Raw genomic sequence first — 19402 nt, forward strand, 5'->3', positions numbered from 1 at the left:
GGTGGCGGGGGTGCGGATTCAGCCGGCTCCCCATCCCACCCCGGCCCCGGCCCCCCGGCGTTCACGCCGCGTTCAACGGGCCCCGCCACGGTGTCGGGTGAGGAGACCTCGTCTCGGCCCACGACGCCCCGGGAGCCCCCGCATGCCCGCACCCCGTCCCGCGCACCGCCCGATCGCCAGGCGCGGCCTGCTCGTCACCACGGCCGCCACCGCCCTAACGTTGGGCACCGTGAGCTTCGCCGACGCCGCAGACGCCCCGGAGGGCGCGACCAGGACCCGGACCGTGCGCGGCGTCCTGCCCACCGGGTCGCCCGACTACGTCTACCTGCCGGTGGACGTGGGGCACGGTGTCGCCGAGATCGCGGTCTCGTACACGTACGAGAAACCGCCCGTCCCGGCCGGCACGCAGGGCAACGCCCTCGACATCGGCATCTTCGACGAGCGCGGTACCGAACTGGGCGGGCCGGGGTTCCGGGGGTGGTCCGGCGGGGCGCGCAACAGCTTCTTCATCCGGGCCGACGAGGCGACACCCGGCTATCTCGCGGGGCCGGTGCGCGCCGGGACCTGGCACATCGTGCTCGCTCCGTACACCGTCGCACCCGACGGGCTGCCGTACGAGGTGACGGTCACGCTGCGCCTCGGCCCGGCCGCATCCACACCTGAGCCGGTGTATCCGCCGGAACAGGCGAAGGGGCGCGGGCGCGCCTGGTACCGCGGGGACTGCCATCTGCACTCCGTCCACTCCGACGGCAAGCGGACCCCGGCCGAGATCGCCGCCGCCGCCCGTGCGGCCGGGCTCGACTTCATCAACAGCAGTGAGCACAACACCACGTCCGCGCACGGGGCCTGGGGCGGACTGTGGGGTGACGATCTCCTGGTCCTCACGGGCGAGGAGATCACCACCCGCAACGGGCACGTGGTCGCGCTCGGCACCGACCCGGGCACCTGGGTGGACTGGCGCTACCGGGCCAGGGACAACCGCTTCGGGCACTACGCCAAGGCCGTGCGCCGGGCCGGCGGCCTGGTCGTGCCCGCCCACCCGCACGCCACCTGCATCGGCTGCCACTGGAAGTTCGGCTTCGGCGAGGCGGACGCGGTGGAGGTGTGGAACGGGGCCTACACCCCGGAGGACGAGATCGCTCTCGCCGAGTGGGACAACTCCCTTGTGTCGGCGGTCCGTACGTCGAAGCCCTGGGTCCCCGCGATGGGCAACAGCGACGCGCACCGGGAGCCGGACCGGGTCGGGCTCCCGCAGACCGTCGTCCTTGCCGACGGCCTGTCGCGCGAGGCGATCGTGACCGGCATCCGGGCCGGGCGCTCCTACATCGCCGAGTCGTCCGCCGTCAGCCTGTCCTTCGGCGTCTCGGGCGGGCGCGGGCGCCATGCCGGGATCGGTGGGCGGCTGCGGGTGGAGGGGGACGACACCCCGGTCACCGTACGACTTGAGGTCAGCGGGGCACCGGACTGCACCGCGCACTTCGTCACCGACCAGGGGACGCTGTTCACGGCGGTGCTGCCCAAGTCGGGTACGGGAACGGTGGAGTGGCGTACGACGCCGGCCTACGCCGCCTATGTGCGGGCCGAGGTCCGGCACCCGGTCTCGGTGCCGGGGCTGCCCGGGGCCCTTGCGGCGCTCACCAATCCGGTGTTCCTGGAGGGCTAGCGGGCCTGCCCGACGGCCCTCGTCGTGCGGTTGGGGGCGGGGGCCGCGAGGGTGCGCAACCGCTGCGCGCAGCAGCGTTGTTGTACGAGCGCGAGCCCCGCGACCACCGTCCCGAGTACCAGCCAGCCCGCCGGCCCTGCCGCCATCACCACTCCGGTCAGCAGAGGCGGTCCGGCGGACTTCTGGATGGACTGGGACATGCCGGCCACCCCCAGGTACGCGGCCCGCTCGCCGGGGGGTGCGAGCAGGACGGCCAACTCCCACGAGCTCACCGAGCGCATCAGCTCCGCCAGGGTGACCAGCACCGCCGCCGCGAGCAGGACCACCGCGGCCGTCCAGGTCCCGCACCGGGTGGCGGCGGCGAGCAGGGCGCAGCACGCGACCATCAGGACTCCGTACAGGGCGACCGTCCGCAGCACACGGTGCGGGCCCTCCGCCCGGCTGGAGAAGGCCAGTTGGAGCGTGACGACGAGCACGGTGTTGATGACGAGGACGGCCGGCACGAGGGCATGGGGCGCGGAGGTGCTGCTCACCAGCCACAGCGGCAGGCCGACGCCCAGGACGGAGTCGTCGAGGTTCATCGGGATGTCGAGGAGGACGAAGCGAAGGTAGCCGCGGTCCCGCCACGGGCCCTTCGGCCTGGCGGGATCGCGGGGGGCCACTGGGGTGGTGCCGGGCGCCTCGCTCTTCGCCACTTCCACCGTCACCGTGCCGCGCGGCTCGCCAGTGCGGCGGACCAGAAAGCCGGCGACGACGAAGGACAGCGCGTTGGCGAGGATCATGGCGCGGTAGGCGTCCGCGGTGCCCACGGCCAGCCCGATGGCCGCCAGCCCGGCGCCGACGCCGTAGCCAGCGTTGGCCGCGCTGCGGGACAACGCCTGGTAGGCCGCCCGGCGTTCGCCCGCCGCGCGGGTGGCGAACAGCATCTCCAGCGTCTTCGCCGCCCGGTCCGCCAGATAGGTGGCCGCGATGACGGGGAGCAGCGCCTCGAATCCGGTGCACGTCAGCACCAGGACCAGGGTCACCAGCCGGAGCAGGTGGCAGCCGATCAGCAGCGGACGGACCGGGAAGCGGCCGGCGAGCCGTCCGGCCAGGGGGGAACCGGCGATGCCCGCCACCCCGGCCGCGCCCAGCAGCACGCCGATCTGCTGGGGGCTCAGATGCGTGACGAAGGTGAGATAGAGGACCGAGGAGGCCGCCCACAGGCCGGAGCCGGTGCGGTCGACGGCCAGGGCAAGCAGCATGATCCGGGCGTCCCGGCCACCCGGCGGGTTGCGTAGCTGGGCCAACAGCCCCTGCCCGCCCTCGCTCTGCTTCGTTCCCGAGCTTCCGTTCCCCGCTGTGCGGCGCACCGCTCACCCCCGGTCATCTCGGCATCAGGAGACCTGTAGACGCGGGGAAGCCTGCCGGGAGTTATTCTCGATGTCAAGATACTTGATGGCGAGATACATGCCTGTCGCCTGAATCCCGGAGGGCGTCGCCCGGATCCCGAAGAGCGTCGCCCGGATCCCGAAGGGCGTGGCCCGGATCTCGAAGGGCATGGAACGAATCGACGGACCGGCTCCTCTGTGGGGTGACGCAACACGTCTCCGCCGTCCACAGACCCGCAGAGGAGCCCCCGTGACCCCCGACCGCCTGTTGCCCACCCGCCGTACCGCCGCCCTCGCCGTCGCCGCCGTACTCACCGCCGACGGGCTGCTGCACGTCCTCTGGTCCACCGGCACCACCTGGCCCGCCCGGGACGCCGCCTCCCTCTCGTACGCCGTGCTCGGCATCGACGCCCCGTTCACCCCGCCCGTCGTACTGCCGCTGGCCGCTGCCCTCTTCGGTGGTGCCGTCCTGGTCACCGCGCGCGCCCGGCTGGGCCGGTCCCATCGGCTGGGCCGGCTGCTCCAGGCCGGGACGCTCGCGGTCGCCTGCGGCACCGCGCTGCGCGGACTGGCCGGGCTCGGCTGGGCGGCGGGGCTGCGCACCGGGCTGGACGCCGGGGCCGGCGACACCTTCCATCTGCTCAACCGGTCCCTGTACACGCCCCTTTGCCTGCTGCTCGCGGCCGCCGCACTCCGGGTGGCGGCCAGGGAGGACGCTCCGGCCCGTGCCCGATGACCACACCCGTGCGGTGCGCCTGGTGGTGGCCGCCCAGCGCGGCGACACGCTCGCGATGAACGAGCTGCTGGACGTCCTCACTCCGTACGCGGGCCGCATCTGCACCCCGATCGCCCTGGCCGACGGGCCGGATGCCGTGCAGGAGACCCTCGTCGCCGTCTTCCGCAACCTGCGCTCCCTCAAGGAACCGGCGGCCCTGTACGGCTGGGTGCGCTCCATCGCCTGCCGGGAGGCGGTGCGCGTCGCCCGCCGCACCGCCAGGTCCGCGCCCGCGGACCTCACCACGCTGCCCCAGCGCGGCGATCCGCAGCTCGCCGCCGACATCGGCGACGTCCTCGCCCGGCTCTCCCCCGAGCACCGGGCCGTACTGGTCCTGCGCGACGTCGAAGGGCTGGACGAGCGGTCCGCCGCCGCCCTGCTCGGCCTGCGGGTGGGCACCGTCAAGTCCCGTCTGTCCCGGGCCCGGGACTCCTTCCGGAAAGCATGGACGTCATGACCGACACCCCGCCCCCCCAGTGGCCCGCCGCCGCACCGCTCGACCCGGTCCGCCGGCTGCACGCCCTCGCGGCCGGTGTGCGCGGGGCCCGGGTCACCACCCGCGAGATCCCCGCACCCTGCGCCGAAGTGGAGCCCGTTCTCGCCGACATCGACGGTGAACTGGCCTTCCTCGTACCGGACATGAGGCGGCTCAGGCTGACCCGCGCCGAAGGCGACCGGGTCGAGGCGGTCGCCCGCAGCCGGTTCGGTATGCACGCCCGCTTCCGCGGGGTGCGGCGACCGGGCTATCTCTGGCTGCAGAGCCGCTTCGTCCTGATCGGCATCGCGGCCACCCCTTCCGCGACCACCCCCGGCCACACCCTGGTCGCCTTCACCGGCGGTGTACGGGTCCCGGGGCGGGCCGCCCTGGTCCCGGTCGGCGTGGGCCGGGCGGGCCGCAAGGTGCTGTTCCGGCTGGAGGACCGCCTCGCGGCGCGCGGGTGAGGCCGGTCAGCCCCTCATCCCCTCATCCCGGCCAGACGATCGCCTGGAGTTCGCTGTACGCGTGCAGCGCGTACGAGCCGACGTCCCGCCCCACACCACTCCGCTTGAACCCGCCGAACGGTGCCTCCATGTTGCGGCCGATGGTGTTCACCCCGACCCCGCCCGCGCGCAGCCGGCGGGCGACGCGGAAGGCGCGGGCCACGTCGCCGGACCAGACGTAGTCGATCAGTCCGTAGTCGCTGTCGTTGGCCAGCGCGATGCCCTCCTCCTCGTCGTCGAAGGGGACGACGACCACGACCGGGCCGAAGATCTCCTCGCGCACCACCCGCATGTCGTTGGTGCAGTCGGCCAGCAGCGTCGGAGCGACGTAGAAGCCGCGGCCGGTCGGGTCCGGGCGTTCGCCGCCCGTGACGACCCGGGCCCCTTCCTTGCGGCCCAGCTCCACGTACGACTCGATGCGGTCGCGGTGGGCGGCGGAGATGACCGGGCCGACGACGGTGCCCTTCGCCGTCGGGTCGCCGACCGTCAGATACCCGGCGTACGCGGCGAGCTTCTCGATCAGCGCGTCGTGCACGGCCCGTTGGACCAGGACGCGGGTCGGAGCCGTACAGATCTGTCCGCTGTAGAAGGAGAACGTCGTCCCGATGCCCGCGACCGCCGAGTCGAGGTCCGCGTCGTCGAGAACGACGGCTGCGCCCTTGCCGCCCAGCTCCATCAGCTGCCGCTTCATGCTCCGGCCGCAGACCTCGGCGATGCGCTGACCGACCGATGTGGAGCCGGTGAAGCTGACCATGTCGACGTCGGGCGAGTCGACGGCGGCCTCGCCCACGACCGGGCCCGAACCGCTGACGACGTTGACGACCCCGTCCGGCACACCCGCCTCCGCGAGGGCGTCCGCCATCCGGTAGACGGAGAGCGGGTCCTGCGGGGCCGGCTTCACGACGACCGTGTTGCCCATCGCGAGCGCGGGGGCGATCTTGCCGGCCGGGTTGGCCCAGGGATTGTTGTACGAGGTGATGCAGGTGACGACGCCGACCGGCTGGCGGACGGCGAGCGCCCCGAAGATCCCGGCCCGGCCCATCGGCCCTGCCTCGTTGATCTGCGGCGCAATCGCCTCCTCGACCGGTTCCAGCGCACCCTTCGCGTACCGCCGGAAGCGGGCCGCGCCCACGGCGACCTGCATCCCGCGGGCCGTACCGGTGGTGGCGCCGCTCTCCGCCTGCGCGAGGGCGGCGTTGGCGAGGAAGTCGCGCTGCATCAGGTCGGCCGCGCGGTCGAGGATCGCGGCGCGCTCCTCGGGGCGGGTACGGGACCAGGGGCCGAAGGCGTCACGGGCCGCGGCGGCCGCCTCGTACACCTGCGCGCGGCTCGCCTCGGGGGCGAGGCCGACGATCTCCTCGGTGGCCGGGTCGACCACCTCGTAGTGGCCGTCGGCGGGTTCGGTCCACTCGCCGTTGATGAAGAGGCGCTGCGGTGTGGTGGTCATACGGTGCTCACCGTCCGGGTGTCGCGGCCGGAACGGAGCACCGTCCCGGGGACCGCACCGGTCACCTTGTCGTCGCGCAGGGTCTCCACCCCGTTGACGCGGACCGACACGATGCCGAGGGCCTTGGAGTCGAGCCGGGGGCTGTCGCCCGGCAGGTCGTGGACGAGGGTGGCGGGGCCCGCGTCGATGCGCTCGGGGTCGAAGAGCACGAGGTCGGCGTGGAAGCCCTCCTCGACGCGTCCTCGGTCCCGCAGGCCGAAGAGCCGGGCCGGGTCGTCGGTCAGCATCTTGACGGCCCGTTCCAGCGGCATGAGCTTGCGGCCGCGCAGACAGTCGCCGAGGAAGCGGGTCGTGTACGGAGCGCCGCACATCCGGTCCAGGTGGGCGCCCGCGTCGGAGCCGCCGAGCATGACGTCCTCGTGCTCCCAGGTGCGCTGCCGCAGCGCCCAGGAGTCGGGGTCGTTGTCGGTGGGCATCGGCCACAGGACCGTACGCAGGTCGTCGGCCGCGCAGATCTCGACCAGGCAGTGGAAGGGGTCCTGGCCGCGCTCGGCCGCGATGTCCTTGACGACGCGCCCGCTGAGACCCTCGTTCGCCTCGCTGTACGTGTCGCCGATGACGTACCGGCCGAAGTTCGCGAGGCGGCGGAAAACGCCCGCCTCCTTGCTGTCCGCGCGGCGCAGCATCCCGGCGCGGGTGTCCGCGTCACGGAGCCGCTCGATGCGCTCCGGTACGGGCAGGGCCAGGATGTCGCCCCAGCCCGGGATCAGGTTGAGGGCGCAGAACGTGCCGAGCGACATGTTCATCGGGGTGAGGATCGGCATCGTCAGCGCGACGACGCGGCCGCCCGCGCGACGGGCACGCTCGCTGGCGATCAGCTGGCGCGGTACGCGTTCGGGGACGGCGGCGTCGATGGTCAGGACGTTCCAGTTGAGCGGGCGCCCGGCGGCGGCCGTCATGTCGACGAACAGCTCGATCTCGTCGTCCGAGAACTGGTCGAGACAGCCGGCCACGATGGCCTCGATCTGGGTGCCCTCGTGCTCACCGACGGCCCGGGACAGCGCGAGGAGCTCCTCGGGGAGTGCGTGCCGGGAGGCGACCGGCTGCCCGTCGCCGTCGGAGTGGGTGGAGGACTGCGTGGTGGACAGGCCCCACGCCCCGGCGTCCATCGCGTCGTGGAAGAGGGCGAGCATGGCGTCGAGTTGGGCGGGGGTCGGCTGGCCGCCGACCGCGTCGGCGCCCATGACGTGGCGGCGCAGGGCGCAGTGGCCGACCATGAACCCGGCGTTGACGGCGATCCGCCCGTCGAGTGCGTCGAGGTACTCGCGGAAGCTGGACCAGCTCCAGTCGACGCCCTCCTCCAGGGCCTTGAGGGCCATGCCCTCGACCCGCGACATCATGCGCCGGGTGTAGTCGGCGTCCTCGGGGCGGTCCGGGTGGAGCGGGGCGAGGGTGAACCCGCAGTTGCCGCCGGCGACGGTGGTGACGCCGTGATTCATCGACGGGGTGGCGTACGGGTCCCAGAAGAGCTGGGCGTCGTAGTGGGTGTGCGGGTCGACGAAGCCGGGCGCGAGGACGAGACCGGTGGCGTCCTCGGAGGTCACGGCCTCCTCGGCGATGGTCCCGGGCTCCGCGATGACGGCGATGCGGCCGGCCCGGATGCCGATGTCCGCGAGGTAGGAGGGCCCGCCGGTGCCGTCCACGACGGTCGCTCCGCGGATGAGGTGGTCGAGCATGACGGGGTCCCTTTCTCGGTGGTGGTGTGTTGCGCCGGGGTGCGTACGGCCGCGGTACGCACCCCGGCTCGCGGAGCGGCGGTCCGGGAAGACGCCGCCCGCAGATCAAGCCCCTCCGGCGATCGAGGAGCGGGGGTACGGGGGCAGCACCTCCGAAGCCCGCGCCTCGAACGCCGGCGAGGCCGGTTTCACGCGGCGTCGCGGAACCTCGTGGTCCGGTGCACCGGGTCCGTGTCGATCTTCGGGATCACGTGCTCACCGATCAGCTTGATCGAGTTCATCGTGTCCTCGGGACTGATCCCGATCGGGAGCCCGAAGCTCAGCTGGTCCGCCCCGGCCTGCTCCCACCGACGGCACTGCCCCAGCACCTCGTCCGGGTCGCCGCAGATCATCAGCTCCTCGGCGATCAGCAGCTCGATGATCTCCTCGGAGTACTCCGGCAGCAGCTCCGGCCACTCCGGGATCCCCTCCGGCCGGGGGAACGTGTCGTGGTAGCGGAACAGCAGCGACTGGAGGTAGTTCAGCCCGCCGCCGACCGCGATCTCGACGGCCTTCTTGTGGGTCTCGGCGCAGATCGCCGTCGAGGTCACCATCACGTTGTCGTTGACGAAGTCACCGACCGGCTCGGCGTCCTTGACGGCGTTCTTGTAGGACTCGACGACCCACTCCATGTCGGAGACCTTCTGCACGCTGAAGCCCAGCACGCCGAGCCCCTTCTTGCCCGCCATGGCGTACGAGGGCGGCGAGCCGGCCGCGTACCACATCGCCGGGTGCGACTTCCCGTACGGCTTGGGCAGGATCTTGCGCGGCGGGAGCGACCAGTGCTTGCCCTGGAAGCCGACGTACTCGTCCTGGAGCCACATCTTGGGGAACTCGGCGATGGTCTCTTCCCAGAGTTCCTTGGTGTGGTTCATGTCGGTGATGCCCGGCATGAACCCGAGGATCTCGTGGGTGCCCGCCCCGCGGCCGGAGCCGAACTCGAATCGCCCCTCCGAGAGGTGGTCGAGCATGGCGACCTTCTCGGCCACCTTCACCGGGTGGTTGACCGGGGCGAGCGGGTTGAAGATGCCGGATCCGAGGTGGATGCGTTCCGTGGCGTGTGCGAGATAGCCCAGGTACACATCGTTGGCCGAGAGATGCGAGTACTCCTCCAGGAAGTGGTGCTCGGAGGCCCAGGCGTACTTGAAGCCGGACTTGTCCGCCTGGATGACGTACTCGGTCTCCTCGATCAGCGCCTTGTGCTCTGCCCCGGGGTCGGCCTTGGCCCGCGCGGCGGGCACGTACCCCTGTACAAAGAGCCCGAATTCCAAGGGGGTTCACCGTCCTCAATCGTTTCTGACACATCGTCAGATTCTGATGCGTCCGACTGTTCCACCGAGACCCCGACCCGTCAATACCTGACGCTCCGTCAGACTGCGCGGGGTGGATGCCCGGTCACGCACGGGGTGGGTGACGCGGTCAGAAGAGGCTGACGCCCGCCAGCCATCCGCCGTCGATGACGAACGGCTGCCCCGTGATGTACGAGGAGTCGTCCGAGGTCAGGAAGAGCGCGAGCGCCGCCACCTCCTCGGGCCGGCCGATCCGCCCGAGCGGGACGAGCTTCTTGTACAGCGCACCCACGGCCTCCGCCGTCTCCTCCGGGTCCGCGTCCGGGTCCAGCGCCGCCGGATTGGTCATCGCGGTGTCCACGGCGCCGGGGCACATGGCGTTGACCCGGATGCCCTTCGCGGCCAGCTCCACCGCCGCCACCCTGGTCAGCCCCAGCACGGCGTGCTTGGTGGCGGCGTAGGCACCGACGAACGCCATGCCGGTGAGCCCGGTGTACGAGGAGGTGTTGACGATGGTCCCGCCGCCCGCCGCCTCGATCTCGGGCGCGACGGTCCTGATCCCCAGGAAGGCGCCCACCTGGTTGACCTGGACCACCTGCTGGAACTCCTCCAGCGGCGTGGTCACCAGCTCGTTGAAGCGCAGGATCCCCGCGTTGTTGACCAGCCCGTCGATCTTCCCGAAGGCGTCCTTCGCCGCGGCGACGGCGGCCTGCCAGTCCGCCTCCTGGCTCACGTCCAGGTGCACGAAGAGCGCGACGTCCTCACCCAGCTCCTTCGCCAGGGCCTCGCCCTGCTCGTCCAGCACATCGGCGATCACCACCCGCGCACCCTCGGCGACGAACAGCCGCGCCTCCTGCTCGCCCTGCCCGCGTGCCGCGCCGCTGATCAGTACGGTTCGCCCGTCCAGCTTGCCCATGGCCTGACTCCTACCTGTCGAGGTTGTCGAGGTGAGGTGCGACTTCGGCGGCGAACGCCGCCATCTGATCGGTCAGTTCACTTCTGCCGCGGCTGCGGAATCGCACCTGGATCTGGTGCACGCCCATCGCGCCGTACTCCCGCAGCGACTCCGCGAGCGCCTCCGGCTTCCCGCTGAGCGTGCGCCGCCCCACGGACCAGCCCGGCTCCCCCACGTACAGCGGCTCGGTGATGGCCCCGACGACGATCGGCTCGGTGACCCCGGCCTCCTCGCGCAAGGCGTGCAGGCGGCCGATCTGCGCGGGCAGCTTCTCCCGCGGGTCCCCCTGCGGCAGCCAGCCGTCACCGCGCACGGCGGCCCGGCGCACCGCGGCGGGCGAGGAGCCGCCCACCCAGACCGGCACCCGCTCCTGGGCGGGCCGGGGCAGCTGCCCGAGCCCGCTGAAGGCGAACCGCTCCCCCGCGAACTCCGGGTACTCCTCGGGCCCGAGCGCGGCCTTGAGCGCGTCGATGCTCTCGTCGAGCACGGCGCCCCGCCCGTCGAAGTCGGCCCCGAGCGCCTCGAACTCCTCGCGCACATGCCCCGCCCCGACCCCGAGGATCAGCCGGCCGCCGCTCAGGTGGTCGAGGGTGGCGTACTGCTTGGCCGTGGCCAGTGGGTGCCGCAGCCCGACGACGGCGACATGGCTCATGAGCAGCACGCGCTCGGTGATCCCGGCGAGGAAGGAGAGCGTGGCCACCGGGTCGTACCAGACGGTGCTCATCGCCCCCGCGAGCCGCCGCGGAATGGCGACATGGTCGCAGCTCGCCAGGTAGCTGAACCCGGCGCGGTCGGCGGTGCGGGCGATCTCGACGAGGTCGGCCGGGGTGGCCCCGGCCTCCCAGGGTTCTGCGTAGATGGCGCTCTGCGACTGGATCGGGAGCTGCATCCCGTACGACAGCGGTCCGGCGGACAGTATCGGCACCGAACGGCCTCCTTCCCCTGGAATGACGCTGACACGAATCTGACGGCTCGTCACATTGCGAGCGGGGTCATCGTCGTACCTGACGCATCATCAGGCAAGGGGTGGCCGGGGAGAAGAGGCCATCGGAGCACCCGGGTCCGGGAGCGGGAGCGTCGGCTCCCCCTCCCGGGCGCCCGCCCTACTTGCGGTACAGCTCCTCGATCTCCGCCTCGAAGTCCCGCGCGATCGCGTCCCGCTTCAGCTTCAGGGACGGGGTCAGATGGCCGCCGGCCTCGGTGAAGTCCCCGGTCAGGACGGTGAACTTACGGATCGACTCGGCCCGGGAGACAAGGCGGTTGGCCTCGTCCACCGCGCGCTGGAGCGCCGAGCGCAGCTCCTCGTCGTGGACGAGTTCGCGGATCGGGACGTCCTGTTTCTTCTTCATCTGCCGCCAGTGGGACAGCCCGTCCGGCTCCAGGGTGATCAGTGCGGTGATGAAGGAGCGGTTGTCGCCGACCACCATGCACTGGCTGACCAGCGGGTGCGCGCGCAGCCAGTCCTCCAGCGGGGCCGGGATGACGTTCTTGCCGCCCGAGGTGATGATGATGTCCTTCTTGCGGCCGGTGATCGTGAGGTAGCCGTCCTCGTCGAGCGCGCCCAGGTCGCCGGTGGCGAACCAGCCGCCGTCCAGGGCGGGGACGGCCTCGCCGCGCTCGGTGTCCCAGTAGCCCTGGAACACCTGACCGCCGCTGAGCAGCACCTCCCCGTCCTCGGCGATGCGTACGGCGGTGCCCGGCAGCGGCCAGCCGACCGTGCCCAGGCGCGGTTTGAGGGGCGGGGTGACGGTGGCGGCGGCGGTGGTCTCCGTGAGGCCGTAGCCCTCGAAGATCTCGATGCCGGCGCCCGCGTAGAAGGCGGCCAGCCGGCGGCCCAGCGGGGAGCCGCCGCAGATCGCGTAGCGGACCTGGCCGCCGAGCGCGGCCCGGACGCGGCGGTAGACCAGCGGGTCGTAGAGCGCACGCGCCGCCCGCAGGCCGAGACCCGGGCCGGGGCCCGTGCCGTGTTCGGCGGCCTCGACGGCCTGCCCGTAGCGCTGGGCGATCCGTGCCGCCCGGTCGAAGGACGAGGCCCGGCCCATCTTCTCGGCGGTGGCCCGGCCGGTGTTGTAGACCTTCTCCAGGACGTACGGGATCGCCAGCAGGAACGACGGTCTGAAACCGGCCAGGTCGCCGAGCAGGTCCTCGGTCTGGATCGACGGGGCGTGGCCGAGGCGGACCCGGGCGCGCAGACAGCCGATCGCGACCATCCGGCCGAAGACGTGCGACAGCGGCAGGAACAGCAGGGTGGACGCCGGGTACTTGCTGACGGACTTGAAGACCGGGTGCAGCAGCTCGATGGCGTTGTCGACCTCGGCGAAGAAGTTGCCGTGCGTCAGGACGCAGCCCTTGGGGCGGCCGGTGGTGCCCGAGGTGTAGATGAGGGTGGCCGGGGTCTCCGGCTCCAGGGTGGCGCGTCGGGCGGCGACGGCGTCGTCCGGAACGTCCTTGCCGAGCTTCCTCAGCCGCCCCAGCACGCCCGTGTCGAACTGCCAGAGGTGGGTGAGGTCGCCGAGCTGTTTGCGTTCCTGGCTGATGATGCGGCCCTGCTCGGCCGTCTCGACGGCGCAGGCGACGGCACCCGAGTCCTGGAGTATCCAGCGGGCCTGGAAGGCGGAGGAGGTCGGATAGATGGGAACGGTGACCAGGCCGGCGGCCCAGGACGCGAAGTCGAGCAGTGTCCACTCGTAGGTCGTGCGGGCCATGATCGCGATGCGGTCGCCGCCCCGCAGACCCTCCGCGATCAGGCCCTTGGCAACGGCGAGGACCTCGGCCGCGAACTCCTCCGCCGTCACGTCCTGCCAGCTGCCGTCGGGCTGCTTGCGGCTGAGGACGGCGTCCGAGGGCGCCTCGCGGGCGTTGTCGAACGGGATCTCGGCGAGCGAGCCGCGGCGCACGGGCCGGGCGGACGCCGGTACGGAGACCTGCTGGACGCTGCCGTCGGCGGCCCTGACCTTCGTCGGCTCGACCAGGACAGGGGATGAAGTGGCGGGTGGCGTGGACACGTGCGGCTCCTCAGCATCGGGGTCGGGCGGTTCACCGGGTCCGTCCGGCGACAGGGCCTGCGGCCCTCGCCGGACCGTGCGCAACGGTCGTGCGGATCAGACGCGTTCGAGGATCGCCGTGACGCCCTGACCGCCCGCCGCGCAGATCGAGATCAGCCCCCGGCCCGGGGCGTCGCGTTCCGCGAGGAGCTCGGCGAGGGTGGCGACGATCCGTGCGCCCGTCGCGGCGAACGGGTGCCCGGTCGCGAGGGAGGACCCCGCCACGTTGAGCTTGTCCCGGTCGACGGGCGCCAGCCCCTGCTTCTCCCAGGCGGCCAGCGTGGCGAGCACCTGGGAGGCGAAGGCCTCGTGCACCTCGAAGAGGTCGAAGTCCTCGACGCCGAGCCCGGCCCGCTCCAGCATCCGCGGAACGGCGTACGCGGGCGCCATCAGCAGCCCGTCCTCGCCACCCACGTAGTCGACCGCGGCCGTCTCGTACAGCGAGAGGTAGGCCAGCGGTTCCAGACCGTGCCGCTCTGCCCACTCCTCGCTCGCCAGCAGCACCGTCGCGGCGCCGTCCGTGAGCGGGGTCGAGTTGCCCGCCGTCATCGTCGCGTCCGGGTGGTCCGCGCCGAACACCGGCTTCAGCGTGGCGAGTTTCTCCACGGTGGAGCCCGGACGCAGGTTCTGGTCACGGTCCAGGCCGAGGTACGGGACGACGAGGTCGTCCAGGAATCCCCGGTCGTACGCGGCGGCGAGCCGCTGGTGGCTGGTGGCGGCGAGGAGGTCCTGCTCCGCGCGGCCGATGTCCCACTGCCGGGCCGTGACCGCCGCGTGGTCGCCCATCGAAAGGCCGGTGCGCGGTTCGGCGTTGCGCGGGATGTCCGGGACGAGGTGCCGGGGGCGTACGCCCGCAAGGGCCTTCGCCCTGCCGCCCGTCGACTTCGCACGCCGGGCGGACAGCAGCAGCCGGCGCAGTTCGTCGTTGACGCCGAGCGGCGCGTCGCTCGTGGTGTCGGCACCGCCCGCGATCGCCGAGTCGACCGCCCCGAGCATGATCTTGTTGGCGGCGGCGATGACGGCCTGGAGGCCGGTGCCGCAGGCCTGCTGGATGTCGTACGCGGGGGTGCGCGGGTCGAGGCGCGAGCCGAGCACGGTCTCCCGGGCCAGGTTGAAGTCCCGGCTGTGCTTGAGGACCGCGCCCGCGGCGAACTCGCCGACCTGCTGCCCCTGGAGCCCGAACCGCTCGACCAGACCGTCCAGCGCGGCAGTGAGCATCTGCTGGTTGGAAGCCTGCGCGTACGGCCCGTCGGAGCGTGCGAAGGGGATGCGGCTGCCGCCGATGACCGCGACCCTGCGGGGCTGCGGGAGTGCGAGGGGGATCAACTCGACCAACTCATCTCGACCAACTCCTGACTCTTGAGTAACCTTACTCCAGAGTAAATCTACGACCGAGCAGGGAGTCTGGACAATGGCCGACCGCTATCTGCACCTCACCGGCACAGCAACCGGCCGATTTCTGACCCGGAAGCTCGGCCTGCCCCAGCCGGCACAGCTGCGCCGCTGGACCCTGGAGACCCAGACCCTCACCGGCCCGGTCCTCCACCTCACCGCCGGGGACTCCGCCGTCACGGACGAACTCGGCACCGTCCTCGCCGCGTGCGGCCCGGAGGTCGTGGCCCGCGCCGACCGGCCGGCCGGGATCGTCCTGGACGCGACGGCCGTCGACACCGCCGCCGGGCTCGGAGCCGTGCACGCCGCACTGCACCCGGTCGTCCGCTCACTCGCACCGGGCGGCCGCATCGTCGTCCTCGGGACGCACCCGTCCTCCGACGACCACCACCAGGCCGCCGCCCAGCAGGCCCTCGAAGGGTTCGTGCGCTCACTCGGCAAGGAGATCGGCAAGGGCGCCACCGTGCAGCTGCTGCGCATCGCGCCCGGCTCGGTCGCCGGCGCCGAATCCACCCTGCGCTTCCTGCTCTCCCCCCGGTCCGCGTACATCAGCGGCCAGGTGATCGAGGTGAACGATGCCGCCCCCGACCCCGTCGCCGACTGGGCCGCCCCGCTCGCCGGCCGCACCGCGCTGGTCACCGGCGCCGCCCGCGGCATCGGCGCCTCGGTCGCCTCGGTCCTCGCCCGGGACGGCGCCCACGTCATCTGCCTGGACATCCCGCAGGCCCAGGAGGACCTGGTCCGCACCGCGGACCGGCTCGGCGCCACCGCACTGCCGCTGGACATCACCGCGGACGACGCGGCCGAGCGGATCGCCGCCGCGGCCCCGGACGGCCTCGACATCCTCGTCCACAACGCCGGCATCACCCGCGACCGGCGGCTCGCCAACATGGCCGCCGACCGCTGGGCCTCGGTCATCGACGTGAACCTCGACAGCGTCCTGCGCACCACCGACGCGCTGCTGAAGGCCGGAACCGTCAACCGCGGCGGCCGGATCGTCGCCACCGCCTCCATCGCCGGCATCGCGGGCAACAACGGCCAGACGAACTACGCGGCCAGCAAGGCGGGCATCATCGGCCTGGTCCGCTCCCTCGCCCCTCGCGCCGCCGCCGACCACGGCGTCACGGTCAACGCGGTGGCCCCCGGCTTCATCGAGACGAAGATGACCGCGGCCGTCCCGCTCTTCATCAGGGAGGCCGGGCGCCGGATGAACTCCCTCTCGCAGGGCGGTCTCCCGGTCGACGTCGCCGAGACGACCGCCTGGTTCGCCCAGCCCGCATCGACGGCCGTCAACGGCCAGATCGTCCGGGTCTGCGGCCAGAGCCTGCTGGGAGCGTGACCCGGATGCCGAGCCTGACCCTCTCCCTGGCGCGCGGCGCCGCCACCTCCCCGTTCAAACGGGCGGGCAGGCCGGGCGCCGCACTGCCGGCCGACCGGGCCCACCTCCCCGCCGCACCGATCACCCCCGGGCCGCTGGCCGCGTACCGCACGATCTGCGGCTTCGCCGAGCCGGGCCCGCTGCCGGTGACGTACCCACACGTCCTGGCCTTCCCGCTCGCCATGCGGCTGATGACCCGGCGGCGCTTCCCGCTGCCGGTCACCGGGCTCGTCCACACCTGGATCGAGATCACCGCCCACCGGACGCTCCACCCCGGCGATCCACTTGAACTCACGGTGTACGCAGAGACGTTGAACCCGCACCGGCGCGGCACCGAGGTCACCGTGGTCACCGAGGCGCGCCTGGCGGGAGAGCTGGTGTGGGAGTCCCGCAGCGGCTACTTGTCCCGCCATGCCATCCGTACCGGAACCATGCCGGTGATCCCACCCCCGACTCCGGAACCGGCGCTCCCCGCCGTCACCGAGTGGCGACTGCCCGCCGACCTCGGCCGGCGCTACGGAGCCGCGTCCGGCGACCGGAACCCGATCCACCTGTACCCGCTGACCGCCCGGCTGTTCGGCTTCCCCCGCGCCATCGCCCACGGCATGTGGACCGTCGCCCGCTGCCTCGCCGAGGCCCCTGATCCGCACCTGATCCGCTCGGTGCGGGCCGACTTCAAGGCACCCGTCCTGCTGCCCGGCACGGTCACCTACGCATCGGACGGCGCCGCCTTCCAGCTCCGCGGCGGCGACCGCGTCCACCTGACCGGGACGGCGGAGACCGCGTCCACCTGACAGGGCGCGGCCGGGGGCGGGGGGCAGGCGGGCAGGCGGGCAGGCGGGCAGGGAGCCTGCCGCTAGGCCCGGCCCGCGGGCTGCCCCGGAGGCTGCCAGGGGCGGCCGTTCATCAGGTTCTCCAGACCGGCCCAGGAGAAGTTCATCAAGGTGGCCGCGGCCTCCTTGGCCGAGACGCCCGGCGTCTCGTTCGCCCAGCCGGCGAGCGCCTCCGCGGCGCCCACCAACGCCTGCGCGAGCCCCGTCACATCGCGGTCCGGGAGCGCCGGATCATGGTGCGCCTCGCGCGCCGCGGCCCCGATCAGACCCGTCACGAACGCAACGATCTCCTCGCGCATCACGTTCACCTCGGTGGTGAACGGATCCCCGTGGGTCCGCGCCTGGCGGTACAACACCGCCCAGCCGTCCGGGTTGTCCGCGGTGTGCGTGAAGAACGCCCGCAGCCCCTCCCAGAGTTGCCGGTCCGCCGGCAGTCCCGGCTCCACGCCCGCCTGCACTGCTTCGACCAGCGCGTTCGCCTCACGTCTGATGCAGGCGGAGAAGAGTTCGTCCTTGGAGTTCAGGTAGAGATAGACCAACGGCTTGGACACCCCGGCCAGCTCGGCGATCTCGTCCATCGAGGCGGCACGGAATCCGCGCTGCCCGAAAATCTGCACCGCGGCGTCCATCATCTGCTGCTCACGCACCGCGCGCGGCATCCGTTTGCTCTTCACAGCACCCACGTCGACTTCCTCCCACCCCCGATGCCCTACTCCTCGGTAAGGGTACGGCGCGGGCTGCCGCGCCGTCGTACGGAGCAGGGTTCGCACGGCCCGGACGGCCGGAAGTCGTCGTATTCGCGGGAATGTGTGTGCTGCGCCCGAGCGCAGTTGCGGGCGCAGCACACGGTGTCATGCTTCCGTTCCGAAGCCGGTTGTGCTTCCACGGGGTCCTTCGGGACGCGGAACCCCCGCCTTGACCGCCGGACGGCGTGATTGCCGCGATGGCCTATCGGTGGAACTCCGATGGCCGCGTACACCGCCGCGGTCGAAAACGGGACCGGCGCGCCGCGCCTGCCCCCATGGGCCCGATGCATACAGTCGTCCGCGACCAAACCGCCACCCGAGATCGGGGTTGCCGTGACGCCGTCCATCTGCCTGTGCATGATCGTCAAGAACGAGGCGGCCGTCATCGAGCGCTGCCTCGCCTCGGTCCGGGACCTGATCGATACCTGGGTCATCACCGACACCGGATCGAGCGACGGAACCCAGCAGTTGATCCGCACCGCACTCGACGGCATCCCGGGCGAACTCCACGAGGAGCCCTGGGTGGACTTCGGCCACAACCGGACACGGAACATCGGCCGCGCCCGGGCGAAGGCCGACTATCTGCTGCTCATCGACGCCGACCTGGTGGTCCGCGGTGCCGGCCCGCTACCGCCCCTGACCGCCGACGCCTACATGCTCCGGCACGAGGGCGAGACCGAGTTCCGGAGCAAGCGCCTCGTCCGCGGCGACATCCCCTGGCGGTACGAGGGTGTCACCCACGAGTACCTCACCTCCGACCTGCACTCCGGCCAGGAGAACCTCGACGCACTGGTCATCGAGGACTACCACGACGGCGGCTCACGGCACGACAAGTTCGTACGGGACGCCCGGCTGCTCGGCCGCGAACTTCAACGCGACCCCCGCAACACCCGCACGGTCTTCTATCTGGCGCAGACCATGCGTGACCTGGGCCGGACCGGCAAGGCGACCGCCCTCTACGAGCGGCGCGCGCAGATGGGCGGCTGGGGCGAAGAGGTCTACTACTCGCTCCTGCAGGCCGGCATCCTCAAGGCCGAGGCCGGCGACTGGCCGGCCGCCCTGGACACGCTCACCCAGGCCTGGGAATCGCGCCCGCAGCGGCTGGAAGCCTGCTACGAACTCGCCTCGCGGCTGCGCGCCCAGGGCCGCCACCACAGCGCACACGCATTCCTGAGCCCGGTTCTCGACCAGGAACCGCCGGACGATCTGCTGTTCATCCAGCCGTGGGTGTACCGCTGGGGACTGCTCTTCGAGTTCTCCATCGCCGCCTACTGGGTCGGTGACGACGAAGGATCGCTCCGGGCCTGCGACCGCCTGTTGTCGATGCCGGACCTGCCGGCCAGGTACCGGGACCGGACGCGGGCCAACCGGGAGTTCGCCGTGAAACGACTGGCCTCACGCGTCACACCACCGGCCCCCGCACCACCGGCCTCCACGCCTCCGGCCCTGAGCGCCGCTCAGCTCCCGGACGCCACCGCGGCGCGGTAGTGCGGGCACTGCGCGACGTCCTCGTGCCGGCAGCCCAGGGCGCACTCGACGAGCTCCAACGAGGCACCGATGCCGTGATACTGCCGATGCTGACCGGACTGGCAGCCGCCGCGGCACACGCTCCCGCCCCCGACGGCGACCGGATCGAGGCCTGGGCCGCCGACCCGCGCACCCGCACCGGCCGGCTCCATGTGGCGCTCCCGTTCTTCCTCGCGGCGGGCACCGCGCCCTGACCCGCCGGACACGCGTGTGGGCCCCTCCTCCGG

At 72.3% G+C, this 19402-nt stretch carries 18 protein-coding genes; 8 read left to right on the forward strand and 10 right to left on the reverse strand.

Annotated features, from left to right (window positions below; translation table 11 throughout):
- The first annotated feature begins 142 nt into the window (after positions 1-142).
- On the forward strand, positions 143-1663 hold the full coding sequence (locus SH922_RS17060) for a CehA/McbA family metallohydrolase (protein WP_393058815.1): 1521 nt from the start codon (positions 143-145) through the stop codon (positions 1661-1663).
- On the opposite strand, the gene SH922_RS17065 is transcribed toward SH922_RS17060, so the two are convergent.
- Positions 1660-3015 carry an MFS transporter gene (locus tag SH922_RS17065; RefSeq protein WP_393058816.1) on the reverse strand — a complete coding sequence of 452 codons (1356 nt, stop codon included), beginning with the start codon at positions 3013-3015 and terminating at the stop codon, positions 1660-1662. The genes SH922_RS17060 and SH922_RS17065 overlap by 4 nt on opposite strands.
- 24 nt (positions 3016-3039) lie before the next feature.
- Positions 3040-3204: a hypothetical protein gene (locus tag SH922_RS17070; RefSeq protein ID WP_393058817.1), complete on the reverse strand. Its 165-nt coding sequence runs from the start codon at positions 3202-3204 to the stop codon at positions 3040-3042.
- Positions 3205-3283: 79 nt separating this feature from the next.
- On the opposite strand from SH922_RS17070, the gene SH922_RS17075 reads away from it, so the two are divergent.
- Genes SH922_RS17075 through SH922_RS17085 form a run of 3 tightly spaced genes read left to right on the forward strand, consistent with a single transcriptional unit; the run spans position 3284 to position 4750 of the window.
- Complete coding sequence (locus SH922_RS17075; RefSeq protein ID WP_393058818.1) at positions 3284-3769, forward strand: DUF3995 domain-containing protein; 486 nt, start codon at positions 3284-3286, stop codon at positions 3767-3769.
- A complete protein-coding gene (locus tag SH922_RS17080) occupies positions 3759-4265 on the forward strand; it encodes an RNA polymerase sigma factor (protein ID WP_393058819.1) in 507 nt (168 codons plus the stop codon). Before SH922_RS17075 ends, SH922_RS17080 begins: the two co-directional genes overlap by 11 nt.
- Positions 4262-4750, forward strand: coding sequence for a hypothetical protein (locus tag SH922_RS17085; RefSeq protein WP_393058820.1), 489 nt, complete (start codon positions 4262-4264; stop codon positions 4748-4750). The genes SH922_RS17080 and SH922_RS17085 overlap by 4 nt, the downstream gene beginning before the upstream one ends.
- Before the next feature lie 22 nt (positions 4751-4772).
- On the opposite strand, the gene SH922_RS17090 is transcribed toward SH922_RS17085, so the two are convergent.
- The 7 genes from SH922_RS17090 to SH922_RS17120 form a co-directional block, all read right to left on the reverse strand.
- A complete protein-coding gene (locus SH922_RS17090) occupies positions 4773-6236 on the reverse strand; it encodes an aldehyde dehydrogenase family protein (RefSeq protein ID WP_393058821.1) in 1464 nt (487 codons plus the stop codon).
- Positions 6233-7972 carry an amidohydrolase family protein gene (locus SH922_RS17095; protein ID WP_393058822.1) on the reverse strand — a complete coding sequence of 580 codons (1740 nt, stop codon included), beginning with the start codon at positions 7970-7972 and terminating at the stop codon, positions 6233-6235. The genes SH922_RS17090 and SH922_RS17095 overlap by 4 nt, the downstream gene beginning before the upstream one ends.
- A 188-nt stretch (positions 7973-8160) precedes the next feature.
- Entirely contained in the window at positions 8161-9282 is a 1122-nt protein-coding gene (locus SH922_RS17100; protein ID WP_393058823.1) for an LLM class flavin-dependent oxidoreductase, read from the reverse strand.
- Positions 9283-9430: 148 nt separating this feature from the next.
- Positions 9431-10216, reverse strand: coding sequence for an SDR family NAD(P)-dependent oxidoreductase (locus tag SH922_RS17105; RefSeq protein WP_393058824.1), 786 nt, complete (start codon positions 10214-10216; stop codon positions 9431-9433).
- Positions 10217-10226: 10 nt separating this feature from the next.
- Positions 10227-11144 carry an LLM class F420-dependent oxidoreductase gene (locus SH922_RS17110; protein ID WP_393063591.1) on the reverse strand — a complete coding sequence of 306 codons (918 nt, stop codon included), beginning with the start codon at positions 11142-11144 and terminating at the stop codon, positions 10227-10229.
- Positions 11145-11358: 214 nt separating this feature from the next.
- The gene (locus SH922_RS17115) at positions 11359-13260 is read right to left on the reverse strand and encodes an AMP-dependent synthetase/ligase (protein ID WP_393058825.1); all 1902 of its coding nucleotides are present in this window, start codon (positions 13258-13260) and stop codon (positions 11359-11361) included.
- A gap of 96 nt (positions 13261-13356) precedes the next feature.
- Positions 13357-14634, reverse strand: a complete 1278-nt coding sequence (locus SH922_RS17120; RefSeq protein WP_393058826.1) for an acetyl-CoA C-acetyltransferase — start codon at positions 14632-14634, stop codon at positions 13357-13359.
- Between the two features lie 76 nt (positions 14635-14710).
- On the opposite strand from SH922_RS17120, the gene SH922_RS17125 reads away from it, so the two are divergent.
- Together SH922_RS17125 and SH922_RS17130 are read left to right on the forward strand one after the other, a co-directional pair.
- Positions 14711-16030, forward strand: a complete 1320-nt coding sequence (locus tag SH922_RS17125) for a 3-oxoacyl-ACP reductase (RefSeq protein WP_393058827.1) — start codon at positions 14711-14713, stop codon at positions 16028-16030.
- Positions 16031-16035: 5 nt separating this feature from the next.
- Entirely contained in the window at positions 16036-16863 is an 828-nt protein-coding gene (locus tag SH922_RS17130) for a MaoC/PaaZ C-terminal domain-containing protein (protein ID WP_393058828.1), read from the forward strand.
- Between the two features lie 62 nt (positions 16864-16925).
- Here SH922_RS17130 and SH922_RS17135 read toward each other — a convergent pair whose 3' ends face one another.
- Positions 16926-17561 carry a TetR/AcrR family transcriptional regulator gene (locus SH922_RS17135; protein ID WP_393063592.1) on the reverse strand — a complete coding sequence of 212 codons (636 nt, stop codon included), beginning with the start codon at positions 17559-17561 and terminating at the stop codon, positions 16926-16928.
- Positions 17562-17981: 420 nt separating this feature from the next.
- Between SH922_RS17135 and SH922_RS17140 the strand changes: the two genes are divergently transcribed.
- A complete protein-coding gene (locus SH922_RS17140; protein WP_393058829.1) occupies positions 17982-19136 on the forward strand; it encodes a glycosyltransferase in 1155 nt (384 codons plus the stop codon).
- Positions 19136-19369, forward strand: a complete 234-nt coding sequence (locus tag SH922_RS17145; protein ID WP_393058830.1) for a hypothetical protein — start codon at positions 19136-19138, stop codon at positions 19367-19369. Before SH922_RS17140 ends, SH922_RS17145 begins: the two co-directional genes overlap by 1 nt.
- Positions 19370-19402: the final 33 nt, after the last annotated feature.

The sequence above is a fragment of the Streptomyces sp. LN549 genome (assembly GCF_043203805.1).
In the GTDB taxonomy this organism is placed as follows: Bacteria; Actinomycetota; Actinomycetes; order Streptomycetales; family Streptomycetaceae; genus Streptomyces.